General features: G+C 63.4%; 23 protein-coding genes. 7 read left to right on the forward strand and 16 right to left on the reverse strand.

Translation table 11 applies throughout. The annotated features are described in order from the left end of the window. Positions 1–710 precede the first annotated feature (710 nt). Together CAG33_RS27060 and CAG33_RS27065 are read right to left on the reverse strand one after the other, a co-directional pair. Complete coding sequence (locus tag CAG33_RS27060; RefSeq protein ID WP_085633798.1) at positions 711–2,456, reverse strand: phosphoethanolamine transferase CptA; 1,746 nt, start codon at positions 2,454–2,456, stop codon at positions 711–713. A 189-nt stretch (positions 2,457–2,645) separates the two neighbouring features. Further along, positions 2,646–2,828 (reverse strand): DUF6026 family protein, encoded by a 183-nt coding sequence (locus CAG33_RS27065; protein ID WP_085586905.1) that lies wholly within the window; start codon positions 2,826–2,828, stop codon positions 2,646–2,648. 274 nt (positions 2,829–3,102) lie between these two features. On the opposite strand from CAG33_RS27065, the gene gnd reads away from it, so the two are divergent. The 3 genes from gnd to CAG33_RS27080 are packed head-to-tail and all read left to right on the forward strand — an operon-like array spanning position 3,103 to position 6,421. Next, complete coding sequence (gnd, locus tag CAG33_RS27070) at positions 3,103–4,083, forward strand: phosphogluconate dehydrogenase (NAD(+)-dependent, decarboxylating) (RefSeq protein ID WP_085641191.1); 981 nt, start codon at positions 3,103–3,105, stop codon at positions 4,081–4,083. Then, on the forward strand, positions 4,080–5,603 hold the full coding sequence (zwf, locus tag CAG33_RS27075) for a glucose-6-phosphate dehydrogenase (protein WP_085633800.1): 1,524 nt from the start codon (positions 4,080–4,082) through the stop codon (positions 5,601–5,603). Before gnd ends, zwf begins: the two co-directional genes overlap by 4 nt. Further along, a complete protein-coding gene (locus tag CAG33_RS27080; RefSeq protein ID WP_085641193.1) occupies positions 5,600–6,421 on the forward strand; it encodes a Cof-type HAD-IIB family hydrolase in 822 nt (273 codons plus the stop codon). The genes zwf and CAG33_RS27080 overlap by 4 nt, the downstream gene beginning before the upstream one ends. Positions 6,422–6,557: 136 nt before the next feature. On the opposite strand, the gene nhaB is transcribed toward CAG33_RS27080, so the two are convergent. From nhaB to CAG33_RS27095, 3 genes are all read right to left on the reverse strand, one after another. Then, positions 6,558–8,060 (reverse strand): sodium/proton antiporter NhaB, encoded by a 1,503-nt coding sequence (gene nhaB, locus CAG33_RS27085; protein WP_085641195.1) that lies wholly within the window; start codon positions 8,058–8,060, stop codon positions 6,558–6,560. A 73-nt stretch (positions 8,061–8,133) separates the two neighbouring features. Beyond that, complete coding sequence (locus CAG33_RS27090) at positions 8,134–9,423, reverse strand: hypothetical protein (protein WP_085586910.1); 1,290 nt, start codon at positions 9,421–9,423, stop codon at positions 8,134–8,136. Positions 9,424–9,708: 285 nt separating this feature from the next. Beyond that, positions 9,709–9,975, reverse strand: a complete 267-nt coding sequence (locus tag CAG33_RS27095) for a hypothetical protein (RefSeq protein WP_085586911.1) — start codon at positions 9,973–9,975, stop codon at positions 9,709–9,711. Between the two features lie 344 nt (positions 9,976–10,319). Here CAG33_RS27095 and CAG33_RS27100 point away from each other — a divergent pair, with 344 nt between their 5' ends. Beyond that, the gene (locus CAG33_RS27100; RefSeq protein ID WP_085586912.1) at positions 10,320–11,645 is read left to right on the forward strand and encodes a sigma-54 dependent transcriptional regulator; all 1,326 of its coding nucleotides are present in this window, start codon (positions 10,320–10,322) and stop codon (positions 11,643–11,645) included. 82 nt (positions 11,646–11,727) lie between these two features. On the opposite strand, the gene CAG33_RS27105 is transcribed toward CAG33_RS27100, so the two are convergent. From CAG33_RS27105 to CAG33_RS27145, 9 genes are all read right to left on the reverse strand, one after another. Further along, on the reverse strand, positions 11,728–13,032 hold the full coding sequence (locus CAG33_RS27105) for a transporter (protein ID WP_085586913.1): 1,305 nt from the start codon (positions 13,030–13,032) through the stop codon (positions 11,728–11,730). A gap of 45 nt (positions 13,033–13,077) precedes the next feature. Continuing rightward, a complete protein-coding gene (locus CAG33_RS27110; protein WP_085586914.1) occupies positions 13,078–13,824 on the reverse strand; it encodes a hypothetical protein in 747 nt (248 codons plus the stop codon). A 43-nt stretch (positions 13,825–13,867) separates the two neighbouring features. Then, positions 13,868–14,548, reverse strand: a complete 681-nt coding sequence (locus CAG33_RS27115) for a C39 family peptidase (RefSeq protein ID WP_085641197.1) — start codon at positions 14,546–14,548, stop codon at positions 13,868–13,870. Positions 14,549–14,612: 64 nt separating this feature from the next. Continuing rightward, positions 14,613–15,617, reverse strand: coding sequence for a heme utilization protein (locus CAG33_RS27120; protein ID WP_085586916.1), 1,005 nt, complete (start codon positions 15,615–15,617; stop codon positions 14,613–14,615). A gap of 68 nt (positions 15,618–15,685) precedes the next feature. Beyond that, positions 15,686–16,258: an adhesin gene (locus CAG33_RS27125; RefSeq protein WP_085586917.1), complete on the reverse strand. Its 573-nt coding sequence runs from the start codon at positions 16,256–16,258 to the stop codon at positions 15,686–15,688. Position 16,259: 1 nt separating this feature from the next. After that, on the reverse strand, positions 16,260–16,709 hold the full coding sequence (locus CAG33_RS27130) for a hypothetical protein (RefSeq protein WP_085586918.1): 450 nt from the start codon (positions 16,707–16,709) through the stop codon (positions 16,260–16,262). Between the two features lie 358 nt (positions 16,710–17,067). Further along, the gene (locus CAG33_RS27135) at positions 17,068–17,592 is read right to left on the reverse strand and encodes an AAA family ATPase (protein WP_085586919.1); all 525 of its coding nucleotides are present in this window, start codon (positions 17,590–17,592) and stop codon (positions 17,068–17,070) included. Beyond that, entirely contained in the window at positions 17,589–18,155 is a 567-nt protein-coding gene (gene pnuC / locus CAG33_RS27140) for a nicotinamide riboside transporter PnuC (RefSeq protein ID WP_085633804.1), read from the reverse strand. The genes CAG33_RS27135 and pnuC overlap by 4 nt, the downstream gene beginning before the upstream one ends. A gap of 333 nt (positions 18,156–18,488) precedes the next feature. Further along, the gene (locus CAG33_RS27145; protein ID WP_085641199.1) at positions 18,489–20,123 is read right to left on the reverse strand and encodes a methyl-accepting chemotaxis protein; all 1,635 of its coding nucleotides are present in this window, start codon (positions 20,121–20,123) and stop codon (positions 18,489–18,491) included. Positions 20,124–20,424: 301 nt separating this feature from the next. On the opposite strand from CAG33_RS27145, the gene CAG33_RS27150 reads away from it, so the two are divergent. After that, positions 20,425–21,255 (forward strand): undecaprenyl-diphosphate phosphatase, encoded by an 831-nt coding sequence (locus tag CAG33_RS27150; RefSeq protein ID WP_085586922.1) that lies wholly within the window; start codon positions 20,425–20,427, stop codon positions 21,253–21,255. After that, a complete protein-coding gene (locus CAG33_RS27155) occupies positions 21,252–21,662 on the forward strand; it encodes a DUF1294 domain-containing protein (RefSeq protein WP_085586923.1) in 411 nt (136 codons plus the stop codon). Before CAG33_RS27150 ends, CAG33_RS27155 begins: the two co-directional genes overlap by 4 nt. Before the next feature lie 179 nt (positions 21,663–21,841). On the opposite strand, the gene CAG33_RS27160 is transcribed toward CAG33_RS27155, so the two are convergent. Both CAG33_RS27160 and CAG33_RS27165 read right to left on the reverse strand, forming a co-directional pair. Then, positions 21,842–22,201, reverse strand: coding sequence for an MmcQ/YjbR family DNA-binding protein (locus tag CAG33_RS27160; protein WP_085586924.1), 360 nt, complete (start codon positions 22,199–22,201; stop codon positions 21,842–21,844). Then, positions 22,198–23,106, reverse strand: a complete 909-nt coding sequence (locus tag CAG33_RS27165) for a LysR substrate-binding domain-containing protein (protein ID WP_085641201.1) — start codon at positions 23,104–23,106, stop codon at positions 22,198–22,200. The genes CAG33_RS27160 and CAG33_RS27165 overlap by 4 nt, the downstream gene beginning before the upstream one ends. Positions 23,107–23,233: 127 nt before the next feature. Between CAG33_RS27165 and CAG33_RS27170 the strand changes: the two genes are divergently transcribed. Next, on the forward strand, positions 23,234–23,845 hold the full coding sequence (locus tag CAG33_RS27170) for an FMN-dependent NADH-azoreductase (protein WP_085633810.1): 612 nt from the start codon (positions 23,234–23,236) through the stop codon (positions 23,843–23,845). Positions 23,846–24,066 lie beyond the last annotated feature (221 nt).

The following is a 24,066-nucleotide window of genomic DNA, read 5'->3' on the forward strand; positions in this document are numbered from 1 at the left end:
GGGTTGGGGGTGGGTTTGAACATGGTGAAGCTCCTTGATGGTTGGAGCCGCCACCGTTCGCGGTCAAACAAACAGGGTGGCAGCTGTACGCGGGTTGACCGACCGGACATCAAGGAATCCGGCACACCCGAAGGTGTCCCACGCACAGCCACCGCGACATGATTTCAGACAATGCCTGAACACGTGCAGAACGCTGCTGCGCCTTGATGTTGGGCGGACGGTCAAATCCGATCACTGATTCGTCAGTGACCGCCAAACGATAGAACCCGCCCCCAAGGCGAACAAGCCGGCGGATTCTGGCGTAGCTGTAGGCAATGGCGCAAGGTGATGTGGGGTTAGGGATGTCTTTCTAAACGTGTTTAAACGATTTTGCTGAAGGTTGAAAATGTTGTGATGTTGGCGAATGAAAACGGGACGGCTAAATACATCCGTCCCGTTTCTTCCCTCTGTGTGAGCTGTAAGAACCTCTATGAGCTGTAGGTGCCTCTGTGGCGAGGGAGCAAACTCCTTCGCCACAGGATCACAGGATCACAGGATCACAGGATCACAGGATCACAGGATCACAGGATCACAGGATCACAGGATCACAGGATCACAGGATCACAGGATCACAGGATCACAGGATCACAGGATCACAGGATCACAGGGATCGGGCCATTGGCCGCACAAACGATGCCCATGAAAAAGGGGCCTTAGATGGCCCCTTTGTCTCACTGCTGCTGCACCACCTCGGTGGCCGCCGGTTTCTTCGGCTTCATCAGGCTGAAGTCGATCAACGGACGCTGCTCGCGTTCGTACGGGTTGCCGATCATCAGCGGGCGTGGCTTGAAGCTGTCGCTGACCAGGCTCTTGCTGCGGTCCAGTTCGTCGAAGCTCAGGCCGGCCAGATCCGCCCAGGTGTGGATCAGGTGCGAACTGCTGTAAGGGCGGCTCAGGTCGCCGACGAAGTTCCAATCATGGGTCTGGCGCCACTTCGGCGAGGCCCAGGCCATGAACGGGATGGTGTACATCGGTGCGGTCGGCTTGTTCTCGTTGCGGCCCAGGGTGGTGTGGCCGACCGAGTCGAAGACGTCTTCGCCGTGGTCGGAGAGGTACAGCAGGAAGCCGTTCGGATCGGACTTGGCGTAGTCCTTGATCAGGCTCGACACCACGAAGTCGTTGTACAGCACCGCGTTGTCGTAGCTGTTGTAGGTCGGCACCTGGTCGTCGCGCAGGCCGGCCGGCACACCGTCGCGGTCCTGGAACTTGTCGAAGCTCGGCGGATAGCGGTACTGGTAGCTCATGTGGGTACCGAGCAGGTGCACGACGATGAGCTTGCGCGGCGCCGCGTCGGCCAGGGCCTTGTTGAACGGCTCGATCACATCGCCGTCGTACTGGGCGGCGTTCTGGTTGCGGTTGTTGTTGAGGTACACCTGCTCGTCGGCCTGTTCGGAGAAGGTCGTGAGCATGGTGTTGCGCTTGGTCATGGTCTGCTGGTTGGTGATCCAGAACGTCTTGTAGCCGGCCTGTTTCATCATGCTCACCAGCGACGGCGTGGACAGGTACAGGTCCGGGTTCTCTTCGTCGGCAAAGGTCAGCACCTGCTGCAGCGCCTCGATGGTGTAAGGGCGCGGGGTGATGACGTTGTCGAAAACCGTCAGTTGATCCTTGAGCTTGTCCAGCTCAGGCGTGGTCTTGCGCGGGTAGCCGTAGAGGCTCATGCGCTGGCGGTTGGTGGACTCGCCGATCACCAGCACCAGGGTCGCCGGCTGGTCGGCGCCCGCATCCTTGAGGTTGTGCAGCGGCGGGATCTTGCTGGCGCTGTGCAGCATGCCCTGCATTTCGCCCAGGGTTTCGAGGTAGCGGTGATAGGCCACGGCCATCTGCCATGGCACGGCCGGCTCGATGCGGGTCTCGAACTTCTCGAAACCGCCGGCGAAGCTGCCGGTGCGCTGGGTCTGCTTGATCAGCGGATAGCCGACCACGGCCAGCAGGATCGCCATCGCCGCCACGAACGCGCGGCCACGGGGCATGTAGACCGGGCGCAGGCGTGTCCACAGGAACCAGGCGAACGCGGTGTGGGCGAGGAACGCCGGAATCATCCACCAGGCGAAGTATTGGGTGATGTACTCGCCGGCCTCGGACACGTTCGACTCGAACATGATGAAGATGACGCTCTGGGAGAACTCCTGCTGGTAGATGAAGAAGTAGCCAAGGCTGGCCATCGAGCAGGCCCACAGCACCACGCCGATCAGCGCGGCGAGCAGGCGGGTGCGTTTGGGGAACAGCAGCATCGGCGCCAGCCACACGGCGCTCATCACGAACGCCTGGCGGAACCCGGTGAACCCGGAGGTGCCGGTCAGCTGGATCAACAGTTGGGTGATGCCCGAAAAGTACCAGAAGAACACGAACAGCCAGAGCAGTCCGGTCCAGTCAAAACCTGTCGCAGTCGTATTGCTGCGTTTGAACAATGCCATTCAGCGCTCCGCTCACTCGTCACAACCACCGCCGGTGCATCCTTTTGCCGACGAACGGAAGCCGAACGCTCTCGCTCGGCTCAATCGGCGGAGTATCAACAAGCGGATGTGAAAACTTTGTGAGTTGCCCGTAAAGGCGAGGCGGGCATCGTGACGGGAACGGCGCGGGCCGCTCCCGGGGCAGAGGGGTCAGGCGTTGGGGCGGCGCTGCAGGGTCGGCAGCGGGGCGGGCTGGGCGCCCTGCGTCAGCAGGCGCAGTTGCGCCAATTCCCGCTTGAGCTGATCGCGTTCGTCCTTCAGCTCGCGCAGTTCATCGCGGCGGATCGTGACGTACAGGGTTTGTGGCGGTGTTGCGGTATGTACTGTGCCCATTGCTCACCTCGCAAACGGCGTGACTCAACCGTGAATCGGCTCCCGTGGCCGGGATCCTGACTCACTATCGGCGCCGATTCTGATTTCTTTTGCTTGTGATGGGAACTTTTTTATTTTTTGCGGTCGTTGTGTCTTCGCCACGTTTCCCGACGTTATCTGTCTGGATCGGGCACAATGCCCGGAAACTTCATCACGACGCTTCGGACTAACCTCCATCAGTCGCGTTGGGCTATAACCATTGACACACTTTTACTGCAGTAAGGAGCATCAGCACATGCAACTCGGGATTATTGGACTGGGCCGCATGGGCGGCAACATTGCGCGGCGCCTGATGCTCGACGGTCACACCACCGTTGTTTACGACCGCAATACCGCTTTTGTGGACACCCTGGCCGCCGAGGGCGCCACGGGCGTCGCCGACCTGCCGGCGCTGGTCGCCGGCCTCGCCAAGCCTCGCGCCGTGTGGGTCATGCTGCCGGCCGGCGCGCCGACCGAAGAGACCATCGAAACCCTGAGCACCCTGCTTGAGGCCGGCGACACCATCATCGACGGCGGCAACACCAACTATAAGGACGACATCCGCCGGGCCAAGACCCTGGCCGAGAAAGGCCTGCACTACATCGACGTGGGCACCTCCGGCGGCGTCTGGGGCCTGGAGCGCGGCTACTGCATGATGATCGGCGGCGACGCCGCGACCGTCAGCCGTCTCGACCCGCTGTTCAAGACGCTGGCGCCGGGCATGGGCGACATCCCGCGCACCAAGGACCGCAAGTCCGACGACCCGCGTGCCGAGCACGGCTACATCCACGCAGGTCCCGCCGGCGCAGGGCACTTCGTCAAGATGATCCACAACGGCATCGAGTACGGCATGATGCAGGCCTTCGCCGAAGGCTTCGACATCCTCAAGACCAAGTCCAGCGACCGCCTGCCGGAAGATCAGCGCTTCGACCTGAACGTCGCCGACATCGCCGAGGTGTGGCGCCGCGGCAGCGTGGTGTCGTCCTGGCTGCTGGACCTGACCGCCGACGCGCTGGCGGCCGACCCGAAACTCGACGGCTTCTCCGGCTCTGTCGCGGACAGCGGCGAAGGCCAATGGACCATCGAGGCGGCCATGGAACAAGCGGTGCCGGTGCCGGTGCTGTCCAACTCGCTGTTCTCGCGCTACCGCTCCCGTGGCCAGGGCACCTTCGGCGACAAGATCCTTTCGGCCCAGCGCTTCGGCTTCGGCGGCCATGTGGAGACCGCGAAGAAATGACCCATGTGATCCGCAGGAAGTCCAAGGCCGAGCCCGCGCCGCCGACCACGCTGTTTCTGTTCGGCGCCCACGGCGACCTGGTCAAGCGCCTGCTGATGCCGGCGCTGTACAACCTCAAGCGCGACGGGTTGCTCGGTGACGGACTGCGGATCATCGGCGTTGACCACAACGCCATCAGCGATGAAGGCTTCGCGAAGAAACTCGAAGACTTCATCCGCGACGAAGTGGCCAGCAAGGTCGGCAAGGGCAACCAGTCCCTTGACCCGGCCTTGTGGGCCCAGCTTGCGAAAAACATCAGCTACGTCCAGGGCGACTTCCTGGACGACGGCACCTATTCGGCCCTGGCGGCGAAGATCGCCGACAGCGGCACCGGCAACGCGGTGTTCTACCTGGCCACCGCGCCGCGTTTCTTCAGCGAGGTGGTGCGCAGGCTCGGCAGCGCCGGCCTGCTGGAGGAAGCTCCGGAAGCGTTCAGGCGGGTGGTGATCGAAAAGCCGTTCGGCTCGGACCTCAAGACCGCCGAAGCCTTGAACGCCTGCCTGCTCAAGGTGATGACAGAGAAGCAGATCTACCGGATCGACCATTACCTGGGCAAGGAAACCGTGCAGAACATCCTGGTCAGCCGGTTCTCCAACAGCCTGTTCGAAGCCTTCTGGAACAACCACTACATCGACCACGTGCAGATCACCGCCGCCGAGACCGTCGGCGTGGAGACCCGCGGCAGCTTCTACGAAAACACCGGCGCCCTGCGGGACATGGTGCCCAATCACCTGTTCCAGCTGCTGGCGATGGTCGCCATGGAGCCGCCGGCCGCGTTCGGCGCCGACGCGGTGCGCGGCGAGAAGGCCAAGGTGGTCGGCGCCATCCGCCCCTGGACCACGGAAGAGGCGCGGGCCAACTCGGTGCGTGGCCAGTACGGCGCCGGAGCCCTGGACGGCAAGCCGTTGGCCGGTTACCGCGAAGAGGCCAACGTTTCGCCGGACAGCACCACGGAAACCTACGTGGCGCTGAAGGTGATGATCGACAACTGGCGCTGGGTCGGCGTGCCGTTCTACTTGCGCACCGGCAAGCGCATGAGCGTGCGCGACACCGAGATCGTCATCTGCTTCAAGCCGGCGCCTTATGCGCAGTTCCGCGACACCGAAGTGGACGAGCTGCAGCCGACCTACCTGCGCATCCAGATCCAGCCCAACGAAGGCATGTGGTTCGACCTGCTGGCCAAGCGGCCGGGGCCTGCGCTGAACATGGCTAACATCGAACTGGGTTTCGCCTACAAGGACTTCTTCGAGATGCAGCCGTCCACCGGTTACGAGACGCTGATCTACGACTGCCTCACCGGCGACCAGACGCTGTTCCAGCGCGCCGACAACATCGAGAACGGCTGGCGGGCGGTGCAGCCGTTCCTCGACGCCTGGCAGCAGGATGCGAGCGTACAGGCCTATGCGGCCGGCGAAGACGGCCCGGAAGCGGCCAACGAACTGCTGACCCGCGACGGCCGCGTCTGGCATGGCCTGGGATGAGTGACTCTGCGCCGCAACCCATCCGTTTTCTGCTCAGCGACATGGACGGCACGCTGCTGCGGGCCGACCACAGCCTGAGCCCGCGCACGGTCGAAGCCGTGCGCGCCTTGCGCGAGGCCGGCGTGCTGTTCAGCCTCGCCACCGGACGTCCACCCAGGGCCATGCGACAGCAGATCGAGGCGTTGGGCGTCGATTTGCCGACGGCGGGCTTCAACGGCGGCACGATCGTCAACCCGGACGGCAGCCTGCTGGCGGCCCACCACTTGCCGGCCACCGCCGCGCTGACGGCGCTGGCGCTGTTCGCCGACCGGCCGGACATCGAAATCTGGGTGTTCAGCGGCGACGACTGGCTGCTCAAGGATCCGCACGGGCCGATGGTGCCGCGCGAGCAGCACGGGCTCGGTTACCCGCCGGTGGTGGTGGACAGCTTCGAACCCTACCTGGAACGCATCTCCAAGATCGTGGCCGCCAGCGACAACACCGAGTTGTTGATCGAGCTGGAGGCGCGCCTGTTGCCGCAGGTCGACGGCATGGCCCAGGTGTCGCGCTCGCAGCCGGTCTATCTGGACGTGACGGCGCTGGAGGCCAACAAAGGCACCGCGTTGGTGACGCTGGCCGAATACCTGGGCATCCCCTTGGCCCAGACCGCCGCCATCGGCGACGGCGGCAACGACCCGGCGATGTTCCACTGCGCCGGGCTGTCGATTGCGATGGGGCAGGCACCGGAGGAGATCCGGCGCCAGGCCGATGCGGTGACCGGCTCGAACAGCGAAGACGGCGTGGCGCAGGCCATCGAGCGGTACATCCTGCCCCGGTAGGGGGCTCATGCTGACGCCATCGCCGGCAGGCTGGCTCCCCCAGGTTTGCTGGGGGAATGCTGACTGTGGGCCACCGCAAACTCTGTGGGAGCCAGCCTGCTGGCGATGGCGGCGTGTCAGGCCCTGAAAATGTCGGCTACAGCCAATAGCCCACCGCATACCAGCCCAAAACGCCCATCACCACGGTGTACGGCAACGCCATCCACACCATGCGCCCATACGACAGGCGCACCAGCGGCGCGATGGCCGAGGTCAGGAGGAACAGGAACGCCGCCTGACCATTGGGAGTCGCCACGCTCGGCAGGTTGGTGCCGGTGTTGATCGCGATCGCCAGCGTCTCGAAATGCTCGCGGCTCATGTGGCCGGACAGGAACGCCTGCTTCACTTCGGTGATGTAGATCGTGGCCACGAACACGTTGTCGCTGATCGCCGACAGCAGACCGTTGGCGATGAACAGCATGCCCGGCTGCTGCTCGGCCGGCAGCGCCAGCACCCAGCGGATCAACGGCGCGAACAGTTGCTGGTCGTGAATCACCGCGACCACCGCAAAGAACACCACCAACAGGGCGGTGAAGGGCATGGCGTCCTTGAAGGCGCTGCCCAGCCGGTGTTCATCGGTGATGCCGGTGAAGGCAGTGATCAGCACGATCACCATCAGCCCGATCAGGCCGACCTCGGCGATGTGCAGGGCCAACCCGGCAATCAGGATCAGAGCGGCGGCGCCTTGCACCAGCAGGGCGGCGCGTTGGCGCGGGGTGCGTTCGGCGTTGTCTTCGGCGGCATAGTTGGCCAGCACGGCGCGAACGTTGTCCGGCAGCAGCGTGCCGTAACCGAACCAGCGCAGCTTCTCCAGCAGTACGCAGGTCGTAAGGCCGGCCACCAGCACCGGCAGAGACACCGGCGCGACCTTGCTGAAGAACTCGGCGAAGTGCCAACCCATCTCATGGCCGATCAGCAGGTTCTGCGGCTCGCCCACCAGCGTGCACACGCCGCCCAGGGCCGTGCCGACCGCGCCGTGCATCAGCAGGCTGCGCAGGAAGGCGCGGAACTGCTCCAGATCCCCGTGGTGCAGCACGGGCAGATGCTGGTCATCGTTGAACTCGCTGTCCTGGCGAGGATCGTTGCCGGAGGCCACGCGGTGGTACACCGAGTAGAAGCCCACAGCGGCGCTGATGATCACGGCGGTGACGGTCAGCGCGTCGAGAAACGCCGACAGGAACGCCGACAGAAAGCAGAACATCAACGCCAGCAGTGCCTTGGAGCGCACGCCCAGCAGCAGGCGCGAGAACAGGAACAGCAGCAGATCCTTCATGAAGTAGATGCCGGCGACCATGAACATCAGCAGCAGGATCACGGGGAAGTTGTGCACCAGCTCATCGTAGATGGCTTGCGGCGTGGTCATGTTCAGCAGCAGCGCTTCGATCAGCAGCAGGCCGCCCGGCATCAGGGGGTAGCACTTGAGCGCCATCGCCAGGGTGAAAATGAATTCGACCACCAGCAGCCAGCCGGCAGCCACCGGGCCTGCCGTCCACGACACCAGCGCGTTGAGTATCAGGAACCCGACGAGGCACGCCTTGTACCAACGGGGAGAGTGCCCGAGAAAATTGTGCGCGAACGCTTGGGCCATCGAGCCGGACATCGGTTGCTCCTTGTCTTAAGAAGCGCGCACGGTGCCGCAAGCTTCGATCAAGATCAAGCGTAGGAGTTTTCTCTTATTGATTCAGATAACGCGCCACGACAGCACGGTAATTGCCGTCAAGCGAGTAGCCGCCGACCAGAATCCCGCCGTCGCGCTCTAGGGCCATGGATGTGGCGGTGTCCAGACTGTGCCCCAGCCGCGTGCGCAGCCAGCCGTTGCCGTCGCCGAAGCACCGGTCCGGCCGGCCATCCGCCAGGTAGCGGGCGACGATGAAATCCGCTTCGACGCCGCCGATAGTGGCGCCGGCCGCGATGATCCGACCATCCGCCATCCGGACGGCGGCGGTCCACTGGCAACCGCTGTGGCCGATTTCCAGCAGGTGCGGTCGCGCGCCGTTGCAATGCACATCCGGGCGGCCGTTGACGTGAAGCGTCAGTGACAGGCAGCGGATCGGATCGCGGCTGCTGCCCAGGCAATGCAGGCGCTCGGCGGATTCGAGGACCTGGCTCACCAGCGCGCTCTGGCCCCCGGCCTTGAACGCCATGAACCCGTCCACGGCGAAGCGCTCGTCCAGTCGGCCGTCCGGCAGGTAACGCGCCAGCAGCCCCTCTTGAGGGAAATCGATGGAGCCGGCGACCACGATGCGCCCGTCCTGCTGCAGCAGCAGGCTGCTGAGCCAGGTGTTCAGCAGCAGGTGGCGAACCATCACGAAGCCGCGGCCATTGAAGGTGCTGTCCGGTTGGCCGCCGGGTGTGAGGCGGATCAGGATGCCGGCATGGTCGGCGAGTTCGAAATGGTGATTGGCGATCAGCAGGATCCGGCCGTCGGGCTGCAAGGCGACGTCGCATGCCTCGGCACCGGGGACGCCGGGCGGCAGCCAAGAGTCGCGCGAGCCCATGGACAGGTCGCCCGGCAAGCGCACGACTTGCCGGCCGTCCTCGCCGAACGCACCGTCGGGGCGGCCGTGGCAGTCAAAGAGGGCGAGGGCGGGCAGGGTGCGGTGGGTGTTTTCATAATGCAGGCCGGCCAGCAGGATCCGTCCGTCAGGCAGTACCAGCACCTTGCCGGCGGTGGCCTCGTAGCCGTCGGCGTAGGCACCGATCACGCTCCCGTGCAGGCCGAAGCTCAGGTCTGCCGAACCGTCCGGCAGCAGACGGGCAAGGCCGAAACGGCTGCCTTGATCCGTGCCGACCTTGGCGGCCACCAGAATCCGGCCTTGGGCATCGAGCGCCACACCCTGGGTGAGGCTGGAGCGGCTGCCGGCGAAGTAGACCCGGGCGACGCCGTTGGCGGCAAAAGAGGTGTCCAGTTGACCGGCGTTGTCGGCAGGTGCGGGTAACGCATAAGCGGTCTGGGTGGGCATGCACGCGTCTCCTTGCGAGTCGGCCGACACCGGGAAGTCGGTCGGGCAACTGCATGAGCGACCCATTCAATCCTTGAAAGAGTGCAAGTACAACTGACAGAAGTAACAGGTGGAGGGTCGCACTGTGCCAGAACAATGACTTTCTGAACCAGTCGCAAGCCTGCCAAGTATTTGGGCCTTCAACTTGTGAAGAAAGTTGTACGCGAGTGCGCTAATAAAAGAAGGGATGCGGCAACTAAGCGCAAGAGGGGCGGATGACAGGAACGTCATCCGCATCGCCCCGGATCAGTGTGGCATCGACCAGGATTGCAGCGTGTAGCCTTCTTCGCTCAGTTCGGCGCGGGCCCGTTGCAGCAGGTGTTCGAGTTGCGCCGGGTCGGAGTAGGCGCTGCTCGGGATCTTCGTGCGGCCGATCTGGGAGTTGGTGCGGTCGATGACGGTCAGGTTCAGTTCGCCGTTGCCGTCTTGTGGGGCCCAGGCCACGCATTGGAAGGGTTCGAACGCGCGGTTGGCAATCAAAAGAGCTTCGTTGATACGGAGCGGGGCGGTCATGGGGTCTTCTCTCTGTAGTGCCCAATCAAGTGATGTGCCGTCGGTTGGGCTTACCGTTCGGCTGGTTACTTGTACTGATGCACGCAACCGGGGGACGGGTCACACAGGATTCGAAGAAATTTCAACTTTCTTCCGATCCGGCAATTGTCCGGGCGCTTTTGAAAGCCTGGTGAAAGAATCATGTCGATAGCTAACTAATAAACCGGTTACTTATAACTGCTTCACTTGTACGCCTATAAGCAATTGATACAAGGTGCCGTCAAATTCTTGCTAATGTTACAGCCAGGTCTGCCAAATGACTGTTTTTGCGATCATTTCCCATAATTTGGCGCCAAGGAACAGTCATGAGCGAAGCGCCTGCCCTACGACGACTATTGGTGGTCGACCCCTGTGACGATTGTCACCGCCTGCTGCCCGGTTTGCGTGCCGTGGGCTGGGATGTCGACAGCTGTTCGCTGGAAAACGCCGCCGACCGCACCTGCGATGTCGGCCTGTTGCGTTTGCAGCCTTTTCATTTGGAGCGCCCGGAGGCGGTCAAGGAGCTGATCAGCCGCAGCGGCACCGAGTGGATCGCCGTCCTCAACCAGGAAGTGCTGCGTCTGCAGAATGTCGGGGACTTCGTCTGCGAATGGTTCTTCGATTTCCATACCTTGCCGTTCGACGTCTCGCGGGTGCAGGTGACCCTGGGCCGGGCGTTCGGCATGGCGCGCCTGCGCGGCCAGGGCACGATCCACGTCGATCAGCCGGAGCACGAACTGCTCGGCGACAGCAAGCCGATCCGTGAACTTCGCAAGCTGCTGAGCAAACTGGCGCCCACCGAGTCGCCGGTGCTGATCCGCGGCGAAAGCGGCACCGGCAAGGAATTGGTCGCCCGCACGCTGCACCGCCAGTCCCAACGTCACAGCAAGCCGTTCGTGGCCATCAACTGCGGGGCGATTCCCGAGCATCTGATCCAGTCCGAACTGTTCGGCCACGAGAAAGGCGCGTTCACCGGCGCCCATCAGCGCAAGGTCGGGCGCATCGAGGCGGCCAACGGCGGCACGCTGTTTTTGGACGAGATCGGCGACCTGCCGCTGGAGCTCCAGGCCAACCTGCTGCGGTTTCTCCAGGAAAAACACATCGAACGGGTCGGGGGCAGCCAGCCGATTCCGGTGGATGTGCGCGTTCTGGCGGCCACCCACGTCGACCTTGAGGCGGCCATCGAGAAGAAACGTTTTCGCGAAGACCTGTACTACCGGCTGAACGTATTGCAGGTGGTGACCGCGCCGCTGCGCGAGCGCCACGGCGACCTGTCGATGCTGGCCAACCACTTTTCCCATTTCTACAGCCACGAGACCGGCCGGCGCCCGCGCAGCTTCAGCGAAGACGCCCTGATCGCCATGGGCAAGCACGACTGGCCCGGCAATGTCCGCGAACTGGCCAACCGAGTGCGCCGCGGCCTGGTGCTGGCCGAAGGGCGGCAGATCGAGGCCCGCGACCTGGGGCTGATCAGCCAGCAGTCGGTCACGACCCCCATGGGCACCCTCGAAGACTACAAGACCCGGGCCGAACGCCAGGCGCTGTGCGACGTGCTGAACCGCCACAGCGACAACCTCAGCGTGGCCGCCAAGGTGCTGGGCGTCTCGAGGCCGACCTTCTACCGTTTGCTGCACAAGCACCAGATCCGCTAGGGCGCGGTGTTTCCCCGGGGAGGGGAAACTGAAAAGGCCCGCTGCGACAGGGATCGCAGCGGGCCTTTTGCATGGGCGCCCGTCAGAAGTAGTACGGGAATTTCAGGCTGAAGGAGAAGTCCGGGGCATCGTCGGTCATGCCGATGGACAGGTTGGGCACGATGGTCAGGTTGTCGGTGGCCGCGATGGTCATGCCGACGTTGAAGTAACCGGCGTTGGCGTCGCTGGACACCACCGATTCCCAATCCCCGCCGTCCTGCTTGAGCTTGCTCTTGCGTTGCACAAGGTCCGAGACGGAGAACGACATACTCATCTTCTCGTTCAGCGCGAACGCGATGCCGGCGCCGATCTGGAAGCTGTCGCCGATGCGCACCTTGCCCGGCGTCTTCTGGTTGACCGTGGAGCTGATGTCGTCGAAGGACTCCTCCAGGTTGTGGGTATAGGACAGGCTGCCGAACAGCACGGCCGGGTCGAAGGTCTTGACCAGCGAGATGCCGGGCGTGATCGACCAGACGCCGTTGCCGGTGGGCAGGGTGTCCGGCACGAACAGGTTGCTGTTGGCGTCGGTCTGGCGCAGCTTGATGCCGAACGGATCCTTGCCGGTAGGGGCCTTGACCCGCAACGTGACCACCGCATCCGGCGTGTTGACCGACTCGTCCATGAACTTGTAGGCGATGCCGAAGTTGACGTCGCCGATGGTCGGGTCGCGGCTCACGTCCTGTTCGGTGGTGACGTTGGCGGCGCCGTTGTTGCCGCCGCCGGACTGGTAGGTCGAGTCGCGGTACACGACCGGCACGTTCAGGTCGAACTGCCAGCGGTTGTCGAAGTTGTAGCGGCCGGTGAGGTCAAGGGTCCAGGTGTCGGCCTTGATCCGGTCCAGGTTGATGTTGCCCAGGAAGATCGAGTCCAGCGCGAGGAAACCGTTGAGGATCAGCTGGCGCGTGTCGTAGCGCGAATAGGTGATGCCGGTCTCGAAGCTGAACTTGCCGCCGCCGAAGAAGCCGCTGGCCTCGTCGTACAGGTTGGACACGCTCTGCGCCGGTTGCGAGTCGTCGGCCAGCGATTGGCCATAGGATGCGCCGCTTCCCCCCGCTGCGCCCCCCGACGCGGCTGCGGCCCCGGTGCCGGCGACCTGCTTGTTGCCTTTCATGTCGGCCGGCGACTTGGCCAGGCGCTTGGGCGGTGGTGAAGCGGGTTGGTCCTCGACCTGGCGGACCCGCTGCTCGAGCACCGCCAGGGCCTTTTGTTGCACTTCGTATCGTTGCTTAAGCTCCAGAAGTTCCTGTTTCAGGGCCTCTACGTCCGCGTCCGGCGCCGCATGCAATGCTGCGGCGGGAAGTAGAGTACTCAAACATACAGCCGCACGCAGTGAAACTGATCGATACATGAATAAGCCGTCCCTTCAAGCCCAATGGTCGAGACTCAGCGTAGTTCAATATCCGATGTTGCGTAGTGCCCTGAGTTGAGTGAGATTGCAGTCCAGCGCGCCGGCGCTCATGCCGTTGTTGCTGAGGACTACGTTGAGTTGCGTCAGGTTATTGACGACGTTGGCGTTGCCGAGCAGGCGGCTGTTCTGCAAAAGCCCGCCCTGGGCGACCTGTTGCAGGGCCGTCCCTTGGTTGCCGGCGGCCTGAATGGCCATCTGCACGCCTCCGCCGGTGGCGGAGACCGCCACGCTGCCGGCGGCGTTGCTGCCGGAAATGGTCTGTCCGGCCATCAGGGCTTGCCCCTGGGCAGGCACCAGTGCCGGTGCCTGGTTGGCCTCTTTGACGTTGATCGCCACGTTGTTGTAGGCGGTGTTGCTGTCGCCGGCGGCGCGTACGCTTTGCGTCACGCCCTGGCTGCTGTTCAGTCCTGCGCCACCAATGACGTTGCCGGTCCCCGTCTGCAGGGGGCTGCCGTTACCGGTTTCCTTGATGGTCGAGACATAGAATTCGGGTTTTACCGTTGCAGCTTGGAGTTGCATCGAGGCCGACGCCCCGATCATGTCGCCGCTGGCGTTGCGCCAGGTGCTGCTCATGACCACACCGAAGCTGATGATCCGGCCCGGCATGACGTAGCGACCGCGAAGCTCGGCGAGCTCTTGGTCCTTGATTTCAATGGGTTTGAATCCTGCATTGGCAAAGCTTGATGCGCTCGCTGCCAGGCAGGCGGCGGCCAGCCAATATGAGGTTTTCATCCGCTGCTCCCGGGACATCCAGCCCCATTCTTGTAATCGGCGATTAGAAGAAGTCGCTCTGTATGAACCCGAAGTCCATCAGTTCAGCATCTTTGACGGGGTTGAAAGTATCCAGCTTGTTCTTGGCCGTCAGCGGTTCCGGAGGACTGCGCAATGCATTGGTCTTGTCGTATCCGGGGCCGACGATGGCAAAGACGATGCCGTTCCAACCTTTGACAAAGTCATTGTGGGCGTAGCGTTTGTGTCCTAAAACCGGGTCTCCGATGTAGACCCAATCCTTGTCCGCCCGCTGCAGCACCACAAAATGCTTGTAGCCGCGAATCTCCATCAGTACCACGACCGGAATGCTCACCGACTCGAGTTTGTCGGCCGGTATCCGGTAGCCCCTGGCGCGCATGCCGATGCTTTCCACGTAGCGCTTCATGTCCAGCATGGAGAAACCTTGAGTACGGACAAGGTTCTGGTCTGCGTTGACCAGCATGCCTTTGATGATGTGCTCCTCATCGACGTCGAGCCAATAGGCCTGGCGCAACACCGTCGCCAGTGCGGCGGCGCCGCAGCTGAAGTCGGTTTTCTGTTCGACGATGTCGGCAAACTTGCGCTCACGCAGGCTTTGCACGTCCTTATAGACCAGTACGCCACCGGGCAGGGCGGCCACCGGTATCTGAGCGGCCTGGGTCAGGCCGGACAGGCAAAGCAGGGCGATGAGGGCAGTTGTACGCATGGTCGGGTACGCCTTGTGGGACCGACGAAAAGCCCCGTTTCCGGGGCTTTCGTTTTGATCGCGGTTACATGCAGGCTTTGCAGCCTGCGGCGATGGACAGCGAGTTGCTTTGTTGGTTGCCCACACCTGCCGATACGTTGGCTCCACCGTTGCCGGAGAAGTTGTTCATCGAACCGGTCATGTTGGCGGTGTTGGTCACAGGGTTTTTCCAGCCGTCTTTGGTCAGCACTTGTTGGGTGGTGACGCCAGCCAGACCGAAGACACCAACGGCTTCGAATTTGGCTTTTTGATCGTCGTCACGACCGCCGCCACGGTTGTCGTTGCCATAGCCGCCGTGGCCGCCATGGTGATCGTCGCCTTCGATGGTTGCGGTGCCTTTGGCGGCGAAGACGCCAGCGGCAGAGAAGGTTCCGGTAAGGGTGTCTTTTTTGTAGGTCTGCACGCCTTTGTTGTCGACGACCAGGCCAGTGGAGGACTGGTTGGCGGCAGCGGCGGCGTTGGCTACACGGCCACCCGAAACAGCGATCGCCAGGTTGTTTTTCTGTTGGTTGAAGTTGCCGGAAGTCACGTTGACGCCGATGTTCCCGGAGCCGTTGTTGCCAGCGTTGTTCAGAGTAGCGCTGTTGGTGGTCGACGAGTTTTTCACATAGTTGTTGTTGTTGACTTGAGTGGCGCTCGAGGCAGCAACAGCGGTACCGAAGATGAAGCTTTCGTCGGCGGTGGCCAGGGCAGCGGCGTTGTCTTGTTGGTTGCCGTCGCCGGCGGCCACGTTGGCGCCCATGTTGCCGTTGGAGTTGTTCAGCGAGTTGTCAGCCTTGGCATCGTTTTTGGTGCCTTGGTTTTTCACCACGTTGCCGTCGCTGTTCTGTTCGTCCAGCACAGCGGCGCCGGCGCCGGCGGTGATCTGAAGGATTTGCTCAAGGGTCGGGCCTTTTGGATCGTGGCCATGACCGTTGCCGTGGCCGTTACCATGACCGTGATTGTCATCACGGCCGCCTGCCTGTGCTGCGATTGCCATCACTGCTGCAAGTGCGAAAACCAGTGGTTTGAGGGCCATTGTAGGTTTCATGGTGTTTCTCCGTCGTGCTTATTAGTTGGTTAAGTGTTGGTACTTTCTAATTGCACTGCCTGTTTGGGTCAGTCAGCGACCCGGATGCTCAGGGTGTTAGCCATACGGTTCCCCACCCCGGCACTCTGGTTCACCTGGATCACTCCTCGGCTGCCGGTGAAGGCCTGATCACTCGTCGTGACCTGGCGACTGCCGGGTGAGGTGCCAGTTGCTCCTGAGTTCGGTAAAAGCGCCACGTTCTGTTGCGACAGGGCGCTGTCGTCAACGCTCTGCGGGGCAGCACTGATGCTGACGCGCGTCACGTTGGCCATCTGGTTGTTGGCGCCGGCGCCCTGGTTCACGCCCAGGATCCCGCTGCCGTTGCTAAAGGAGGCGCCGCCGATGGTGGCGCTGGCGTTCGTCGAACGGTCGGCCGGCGTGTCGATCTTCTGGATCACGCTGGTGGTCGCATGGGCGTTGGTGCCGATGGCGACCGCTTTGGCGTTGGTCTGCTGCATCTGGTCGCCGGCGGCCTGGTTGACGTTGAAGTTGCCGCGGTACTGCATGCCTGAATCTTGAATGTTCGCGTTGTTCACAGAGCTGGGATCGGCCATGGCGCTGGCGCAGCCGATCAGGGCGAGCAGGAGCAGGGAACGATTCATGTCATTGGCCTCCGGCCATGCGGGTCAGCGGCGCCAGGCCGGTGCTCATGGCACGGTTGACCGTGTTGGAGATCGTGCCGCCGGCGCCGCCGCCGTGGCCGGCGCTCATGCCGGGCATGCCGTTGGGGTTGGTCAGGGTGTTGAGGCCCGGCAGGCTGCCGTTGGGGGTCGCCATGTTGCCGCGGATCGACGAGCCGCTGGCGACGCTGGCGAAGTCGCCGTCGTTGAGTTCGGTGTTGTCGATGGTCTGGTTGATCCGCGCCGAAGGGTTGGCGTTGACGGTGGTCGGGTACGGATCTTTGCCGGCGCTGCGGCCGATGGGTGTAGGCTGGACATCGCGGTTGAGGACGATCACGCCGTTGCCGCCGGCCTGAACGTTGAAACTGATGAGTGCACTGGCGGCGGATCCGATCACCAGGAGGCAGGTCAGGCCTTTTTTGATTTTCCCCACGGTGGCTGTTCCTTCTTCAGTGGGCCGAGCCCAGGTCAGCGTTGTGAGGGAGAGAGCGAAAGCTGTGCCGGTTTTTAAAACTCCATGGATTTCAATGGGTTGGTTCCGCGTTGCGCAAGGCTGATACAAAAGCTGTTTCAGCGCTGAAACAGGCACCGGGCCCGCAAGTGGGCCAAAGCCGATGCAAAGCTCTGGAACAAGGGTTTGCGCGGTGCTGTTTCACCGCTGTAACACAAGGCATGACAAAGCGATGAAGCGCGCCAAGACGGGCACTTTGCAGCGGGGGACGTGTTTCAGGAATGGACACTTTTGCCCCAAAGCAGGGGAAAAGGGCGGGGCAGAGGCCCCGGCGAACGGGTCAGCCGGCCAGCAGGGCCTCGACCGCCGCGAAGGCCTCGCGGCGCCGTTCGTCCCAGTCGCCGCGGATGATGCGCAGCGGCTGACCGTGGCGTTCCAGCCAGGCTTGCGTGGCGTTGAAGAACGCCTGCCGTTCGATCAGTTGCGGCTGGCAGCGCTGGCCGTCGTCGGTCCATTCGATCTGTTCCGGGGACAGCAGCAGGTGCAGGTCGTAGCGGCGGGCCAGCAATTGCTCCTCCAGCCACGCCGGGCAGTCGCCGAACAGGGTCTGGCTCCAGAGCATGTTGCTCAGCAGGTGGGTGTCGAGGATCAGCAGCGGCGGCCGCTGTGCCCGCGCCTGGTCTTCGCGGTGCAATTGGCCGCGGGCGATCTCGGGGATGTCGGCCAGGCACGTGTCCCGGGCCTTTTCCTCAATGAAGGTGCGCACGTACTCGTCCACCCGCACGCCGCCGAAGCGTGCCTGGAGGCTGGCCGCCAGCCAGCTTTTGCCGGTGGATTCGGGACCTGTGAGGACGACGGTCTTCATGCGTGGCGCAACGCCGGGTCGGCCCGCCATTCACGCCAGCCCAGCACCGCGATCAGGGTGAACAGGGCGTACAGCGCGGCGGTGAGGTACAGCGCCTTGTAGAGGAAGAGGGCGACGAAGACCACATCCAGCACGATCCACAACGCCCAGCATTGCAGGCGCTTGTGGGCCATCCAGAACTGCGCCACCAGGCTGAAGCCGGTCAGCGCGGCATCGAGCCAGGGTTGCGCGGCGTCGGTCCAATGGGCCATCGCAGCACCCAGCAGCAAGCTGCCGACGGCGCCGAAGCCCAGGCCCTGCACGATCGAGGACGGGGCAAGCCGACTGACCTGGCGCCCGTCGTGCATCGTCCCGGCGCGCGTCCACTGCCACCAGCCGTAGAGCTGCAGGGCGGCGTAGACCACTTGCAGCAACATGTCCGAATACAGCTTCACCTCGAAGAAGATCCAGCTGTACAGCAGCACCATGACCAGCCCGATCGGCCAGCACCACGGATTCTGTTTGACCGTCAGCCAGACGGCGATCACACCGAGGGCGGCGGCAAACAGTTCAAGCCCGGACATGCACAATCCTTGAAGGGAGCGGAAGAGGGGCCGGATTGTACCCAAAAAAGCCCCGGGCGCGAGCCTGCTTGTGGGCACCGGTTTGTTGGCGATGGCGGCGTTCTTCGCGCAAACGGCAGGCCTGCGCAAATCCTGTGGGAGCTGGCTTGCCAGCGATGAGGCCGGGCCAGCCGGCATCTTCATTGCCTGACACACCGCTATCGCTTGCAGGGCAAGGTCCTACAGGGTTCGGTGGTGTTCGCGCAAACGGCAGGTCGCCGCAAATCCTGTGGGAGCCAGCCTGCTGGCGATGGCGTCAGCCAAGGCACCGCCGGGCAGTGCCTTGGCCGATGGTCAGACCCGGAACTGGCGTAGCAGCCCGTTCAGCTGTTCGCTCAGCTGGCCCAGGCGCACGCTGGCGGCGCTGGACTGTTCGGCCGCCAGCGCCGTGCTGTGGGACAGCCCGGCCGCCTGGGTGACGTTCTGGTTGATGTCCTCGACCACGTGGGCCTGTTGCAGCGTGGCGCTGGCGATCGAGGCGTTCAGGCCGTTGAGGTTGCGCAGCGCCTGGCCGATGGCGTTCAGGCTCGCACCAGCAAGTCCGGCCTGTTCGATGGTCAACTGCGAGGCCGTGCTGCTCTCGCCGATGACTTTGACCGCCGCCTCGGAATGGTTCTGCAGGCGTTCGATCATGGCCTGGATCTCCGCCGTGGACTTCTGCGTGCGTTGCGCCAGCAGGCGCACCTCATCGGCCACCACGGCAAACCCGCGGCCCTGTTCGCCGGCCCGGGCCGCTTCGATGGCGGCGTTGAGCGCCAGCAGGTTGGTCTGCTCGGCGATCGAGCGGATCACTTCCAGCACGCTGCCGATCTGCGTGCTTTCGGCAGCCAGGGTGCGGATCACCTCGACGGCCTGGTCGATGGTGCCGGACAGCCTGTCGATCTGCTGCAGGCTGCCGTCGATATTGATCTGGCCCTGCTGGGCCTGAGCCTCGGCGTCGCGCACTTCGCTGGCGGCGTGTTCGGCGTTCTTGGCCACGTCCTGCACGCCATAGGTGACTTCGTTGACGGCCGTGGCCACCAGTTCCATCTGCTGCGACTGCTGCTGGCTGCGCTCCTGGGCCTGGGCGGCATCGTTGCCCAGTTCGCTGGACGATTGCCCCAAGGCGCTGGCGGAGGCCTGCAAGTCACCGATCACCCGGCGCAGCTTGGCGGTGAAGGCATTGAAGTGATGGGCCAATTGGGTGACTTCGTCCTGGCCGTGGGTGTCGAGGCTGCGAGTCAGGTCGCTTTCGCCGCTGGCGATGTTGGCCATGGCGCTGACGCTTTCCTGCAACGGCCGCACGATGCTGCGGGCGATCAGAATCACCAGCACGGCCATGATCAATGCGATCACCAGGCCGACCGCCGAAGCCTTCAGCACCTGGCCCTGGAATTCGGCCTGCACGTCGTCGATGTACACGCCGGAGCCGATCACCCAGCCCCACGGCTCGAACAGCTTGACGTAGGAGGTCTTGGCTACGGGCTCGCTGGCGCCGGGTTTCGGCCAGCGGTAGTCGACCATGCCGGCGCCCTTGGACTTGGCGATGGCGACCATCTCGTTGAACACCGCAAAGCCGTCCGGGTCGCGGATCGCCGAAAGGTTCTGGCCTTCAAGCTTGGGGTTGGTGGGGTGCATGACCATCACAGGGGTGAGGTCGTTGATCCAGAAGTAGTCGTTCTGGTCGTAGCGCAGGCCGCGGATGGCGGTCAGCGCCTGCTTCTGCGCGGCGTCGCGGGTCAGGGTTCCGGCCGCTTCCAGGCCCTGGTAGTAGGTCAGCAGGCCAGCCGCGGTCTGCACCACGTGCTGGGTCTTCTGCGCCTTGGCGTGGTACAGGCCGTCGTGCACCTGCTTGAGCATCAACACGCCCAGGGTCAGCAGCATGACCACCGCCACAATCAAGATGAGCCACAAGCGTCGGCTGATCGACACACTGCGCAAGCTGTTCATAACGCTGTCACTCCGGTTTCTTGTTCTTGTCATAAAACGCCGCCAGCATCCAACCACGTTTCGGGACGGGCGCCTACGCGACCCAAGTCGTATAACGCACAGCGTTATTTCGGCTTGTCTGTTAGGATTTCGGCCCCGCACGGAAAAACCTGAATGGCGATTGATTCTTCACGGAATTTTGACCCTTTGATGTGGATTCTGTGCGTGTGCGCACCGCACCGCAGCGGCTACGCTTCTCGCAGTGAACGATTGAAAAAATATTATCGGGGCATGCCGCCGGGCATCGCTCTTTGGGGGATCGATGGATCTTTGGACCGCCTTGCAGGCATTGATTCTAGGAGTTGTAGAAGGGCTGACGGAGTTTTTGCCCATTTCCAGTACCGGACACCAGATCATTGTCGCCGACTTGCTCGACTTCGGCGGCGAACGGGCCATGGCGTTCAACATCATCATCCAGCTCGGCGCCATCCTGGCGGTGGTCTGGGAATTTCGTCGCAAGATCTTCGACGTGGTCGTCGGGCTGCCGACCCAGCCGGGGGCGCGGCGCTTCACCGCCAACCTGCTGATCGCCTTCCTGCCCGCCGTGGTGCTGGGGGTGGTCTTCGCCGACCTGATCCACCATTACCTGTTCAACCCCATCACCGTGGCCACTGCGCTGGTGCTGGGCGGCTTCGTCATGCTGTGGGCCGAGCGCCGGCAGCATGAAGTGCACGCCGAAACGGTCGATGACATCACCTGGACGGACGCGCTGAAGATCGGCTTCGCCCAGTGCCTGGCGATGATCCCCGGCACCTCGCGTTCCGGCTCGACCATCATCGGCGGCCTGCTGTTCGGCCTGTCGCGCAAGACCGCTACCGAGTTCTCGTTCTTCCTGGCCATGCCGACCATGGTCGGTGCGGCGGTGTATTCGGGCTACAAGTACCGCGACCTGTTCGTGCCGGCGGACTTTCCGGTGTTCGCCATCGGCTTCGTCACCGCGTTCATCTTCGCCATGATCGCCGTGCGCGGGCTGCTCAAGTTCATCGGCAGCCACAGCTACGCGGCGTTCGCCTGGTACCGGATCGTGTTCGGCCTGGTGATCCTGGCGACCTGGCAGTTCGGCTGGGTGGACTGGTCGGCGGCCAAGCCATGAGCGATCCCCGCGCCCGCCGCGGGGGCGGTGTCCAGCACCTGAAGGTCAAACTGGCGGTGTTCCTGGCCGTGTGCGCGCTGCCGCTGTACGGCTCGCTGTCGATGTGGCTGCACGGGATCTCGTTGATCCCGCTGGCGGCCTACGGCGTCGTCAGCGCGGTGGCGTTCTTCCTGTACTGGGGCGACAAGCGCAAGGCCCGCAACGAGGCCTGGCGCACGCCGGAGAACATCCTGCACGCGGTGGAGCTGGCCGGCGGCTGGCCGGGCGCGCTGATCGCGCAGCAGGTGTTCCGCCACAAGACGCGCAAGGCGTCGTTCCAGATCGTGTTCTGGATGATCGTGGGGCTGCACCAGATGTTCTGGATCGACCGGCTGTTCTACGGGGCGGCGCTGTCAGCGGTGTTTTGAGCGGTGGTTGGCCTTTGGCTCGGCGGTCGGCCTGGTCCGGCGAGGCTGGATGGGTCGCCGCTATCGCCAGCAGGCTGGCTCCCACAAGGGATGGCTGTTGAACGCAGAGTCTGCGGTCACTGCAGAACCCTGTGGGAGCCAGCCTGCTGGCGATGGGCTCGCCCCAAAGCGCCAACCGATCAAAGCAACAACCCGACCTGCGTACGCTTGGGCAGCTTGCCCACCACCAACTGGTGCGAGCGCTGCAGCAACCCTTGCAGTTCCTCGGCGCCCAGCGGGTAGGGCGGGTGCATGATGATCCACTGCGCCCGCGCCAGGTACGGCGCCGGGCCGATGCCCGGGCGGTCGCAGTGGCCGAGGAACAGATCCTTGTCGACCTTGAAAGCGAGCGACTCACCGCGCAGCCCCTGCAAGGCGAACATCTTGTTGCCGGCCACCGAAAACACCCGCACGCCACCCCATTTGTAATCCTCCCGCACACCGGGCAACGTCAGGCAGAACGCGGCGACGTCCGTTTCGCTCATCTTTCCTTGTTTCATAACAGGCGCTCTCCGCAGGCATTGAACGATTCGACCAGGTGGTCGATCCACGCGCGCACCGCCGGCATCACCCCGCGCCGGTGCGGATACACCGCTTGCAGCCAGCCGCCGGGCAATGACCAGCCCGGCAGCAACTGCACCAGCGTGCCGTTGTTCAGCTCCGCTTCGCAATACATCATCGGCAGCAGGGTGAAGCCTTGCCCGGCCAGCACGCAAGCCTTGCGCACGATGAAGTCGTCGATGCCGAGGCGGGCCTCCAGCGCCAGGTCGCAGCTCTTGCCGTGTTCGTCGAGCAGGCGCACATGCACCATCCGGTCAGGTTCCAGGGCGCCGAGCACCGGCAGGTTTCTCAGGTCCTGGGGATGCCGGATCTCGACGCCCTCTATAAAGGAAGGGCTCGCCACCACGACCATCTGCGCCTGACGCAAACGGCGGGTGACCAGCATCGGGTCTTCGTCGCCGTGCTCGCGCACGCGCAGGGCGATGTCGACGCCTTCGGTGATCAGGTCGACCCGGCGGTTGAGCAGGATCACTTCCAGCTGCACTTGGGGGAACTTGCCCAGGAAATCGCTGATGACCATCGGCAGCATTTCATGGGCCAGCCCCGTCGGGCAGGACACCCGCAACCGGCCCCGGGGCTCGCTGGACATGCTGGCGACGGCTTCGTCCGCCATTTCCGCCTCCAGCAGCATGGCCTGACAGTGGCGCAGGTAGCGTTCGCCGACGGCGGTGAGCTTCAGTTGGCGGGTGGTGCGCTGCAGCAGCCGGGCGCCGAGGCGCTCTTCCAGCTCGGCGATCCGCCGCGACAGGCGCGACTTGGGAATGCCGAGCAGGCGGCCGGCGGCGGCGAATCCGCCGGCCTCGACCACCTTGGCGAAATAGTAGAGATCGTTGAGGTCTTGCATGGTGAAATCCGACTGTTCTATCAGTGGGACAAACTATCGCATTGTTACCGTCTAATCATCTATTGGTTTCGTCTGTAGGATTGTCTCCATTCCGTCGCCATCGGCGATTCTTTCCAGGAGATTCCACATGAAACTGCTGCACATCGATTCGAGCATTCTGGGCGACAACTCTGCATCCCGTCAGCTGAGCAAGGAAGTCGTGCAAGCCTGGCAAGCCGCCGAGCCAAGCGCCGTGGTGACCTACCGCGACTTGGCCGCCGACGCCATCAGCCACTTCTCGTCGACCACCCTGGTGGCCGCCGGCACCACCGCCGAACTGCGTGACGCCGCCCAGCAGCACGAAGCCGAACTCAGCGCCACCACCCTGGCCGAATTCAAAGCCGCAGACGCCATCGTGATCGCTGCGCCGATGTACAACTTCACCATTCCGACCCAGCTCAAGGCGTGGATCGACCGCGTCGCCGTGGCCGGCCAGACCTTCCGCTACACCGAAGCCGGTCCCGAAGGCCTGTGCGGCGGCAAGAAAGTGGTGATCGTGTCCACCGCCGGCGGTCTGCACGCCGGCCAGGCCAGCGGCATCGCCCACGAAGAGTACCTGAAGCTGGTGCTGGGCTTCCTCGGCATCACCGACATCGAAATCGTCCGTGCCGAAGGCCTGGCCTACGGTGAGGAAGTGCGCAACAACGCCATGAACGCCGCTCACACGCAGATCAGCGAGCAACTGTTCGCCGCCGCGTAAGGCTTGCGTAAAGAACAGCGTCTGTTCAGGTAAACCTCAAAAAACTCTGTATTCTGGTTCTGCAAGGGCCGAATACGGAGTTTTTTGTTTCTGACTGTTACATAATCTGGCCCGGGTTATGCAGTCAAACGTTCGACGTCTGAGTGCAGCGACGCGCAGGAACGCCAAAACCACGGTGTTTCGCGCATCGGACCGCAACGGATCTTTCGATTGAGTAACAC

The organism is Pseudomonas sp. B3(2017), assembly GCF_002113595.1.
Classification (GTDB): Bacteria; Pseudomonadota; Gammaproteobacteria; order Pseudomonadales; family Pseudomonadaceae; genus Aquipseudomonas; species Aquipseudomonas ekonensis.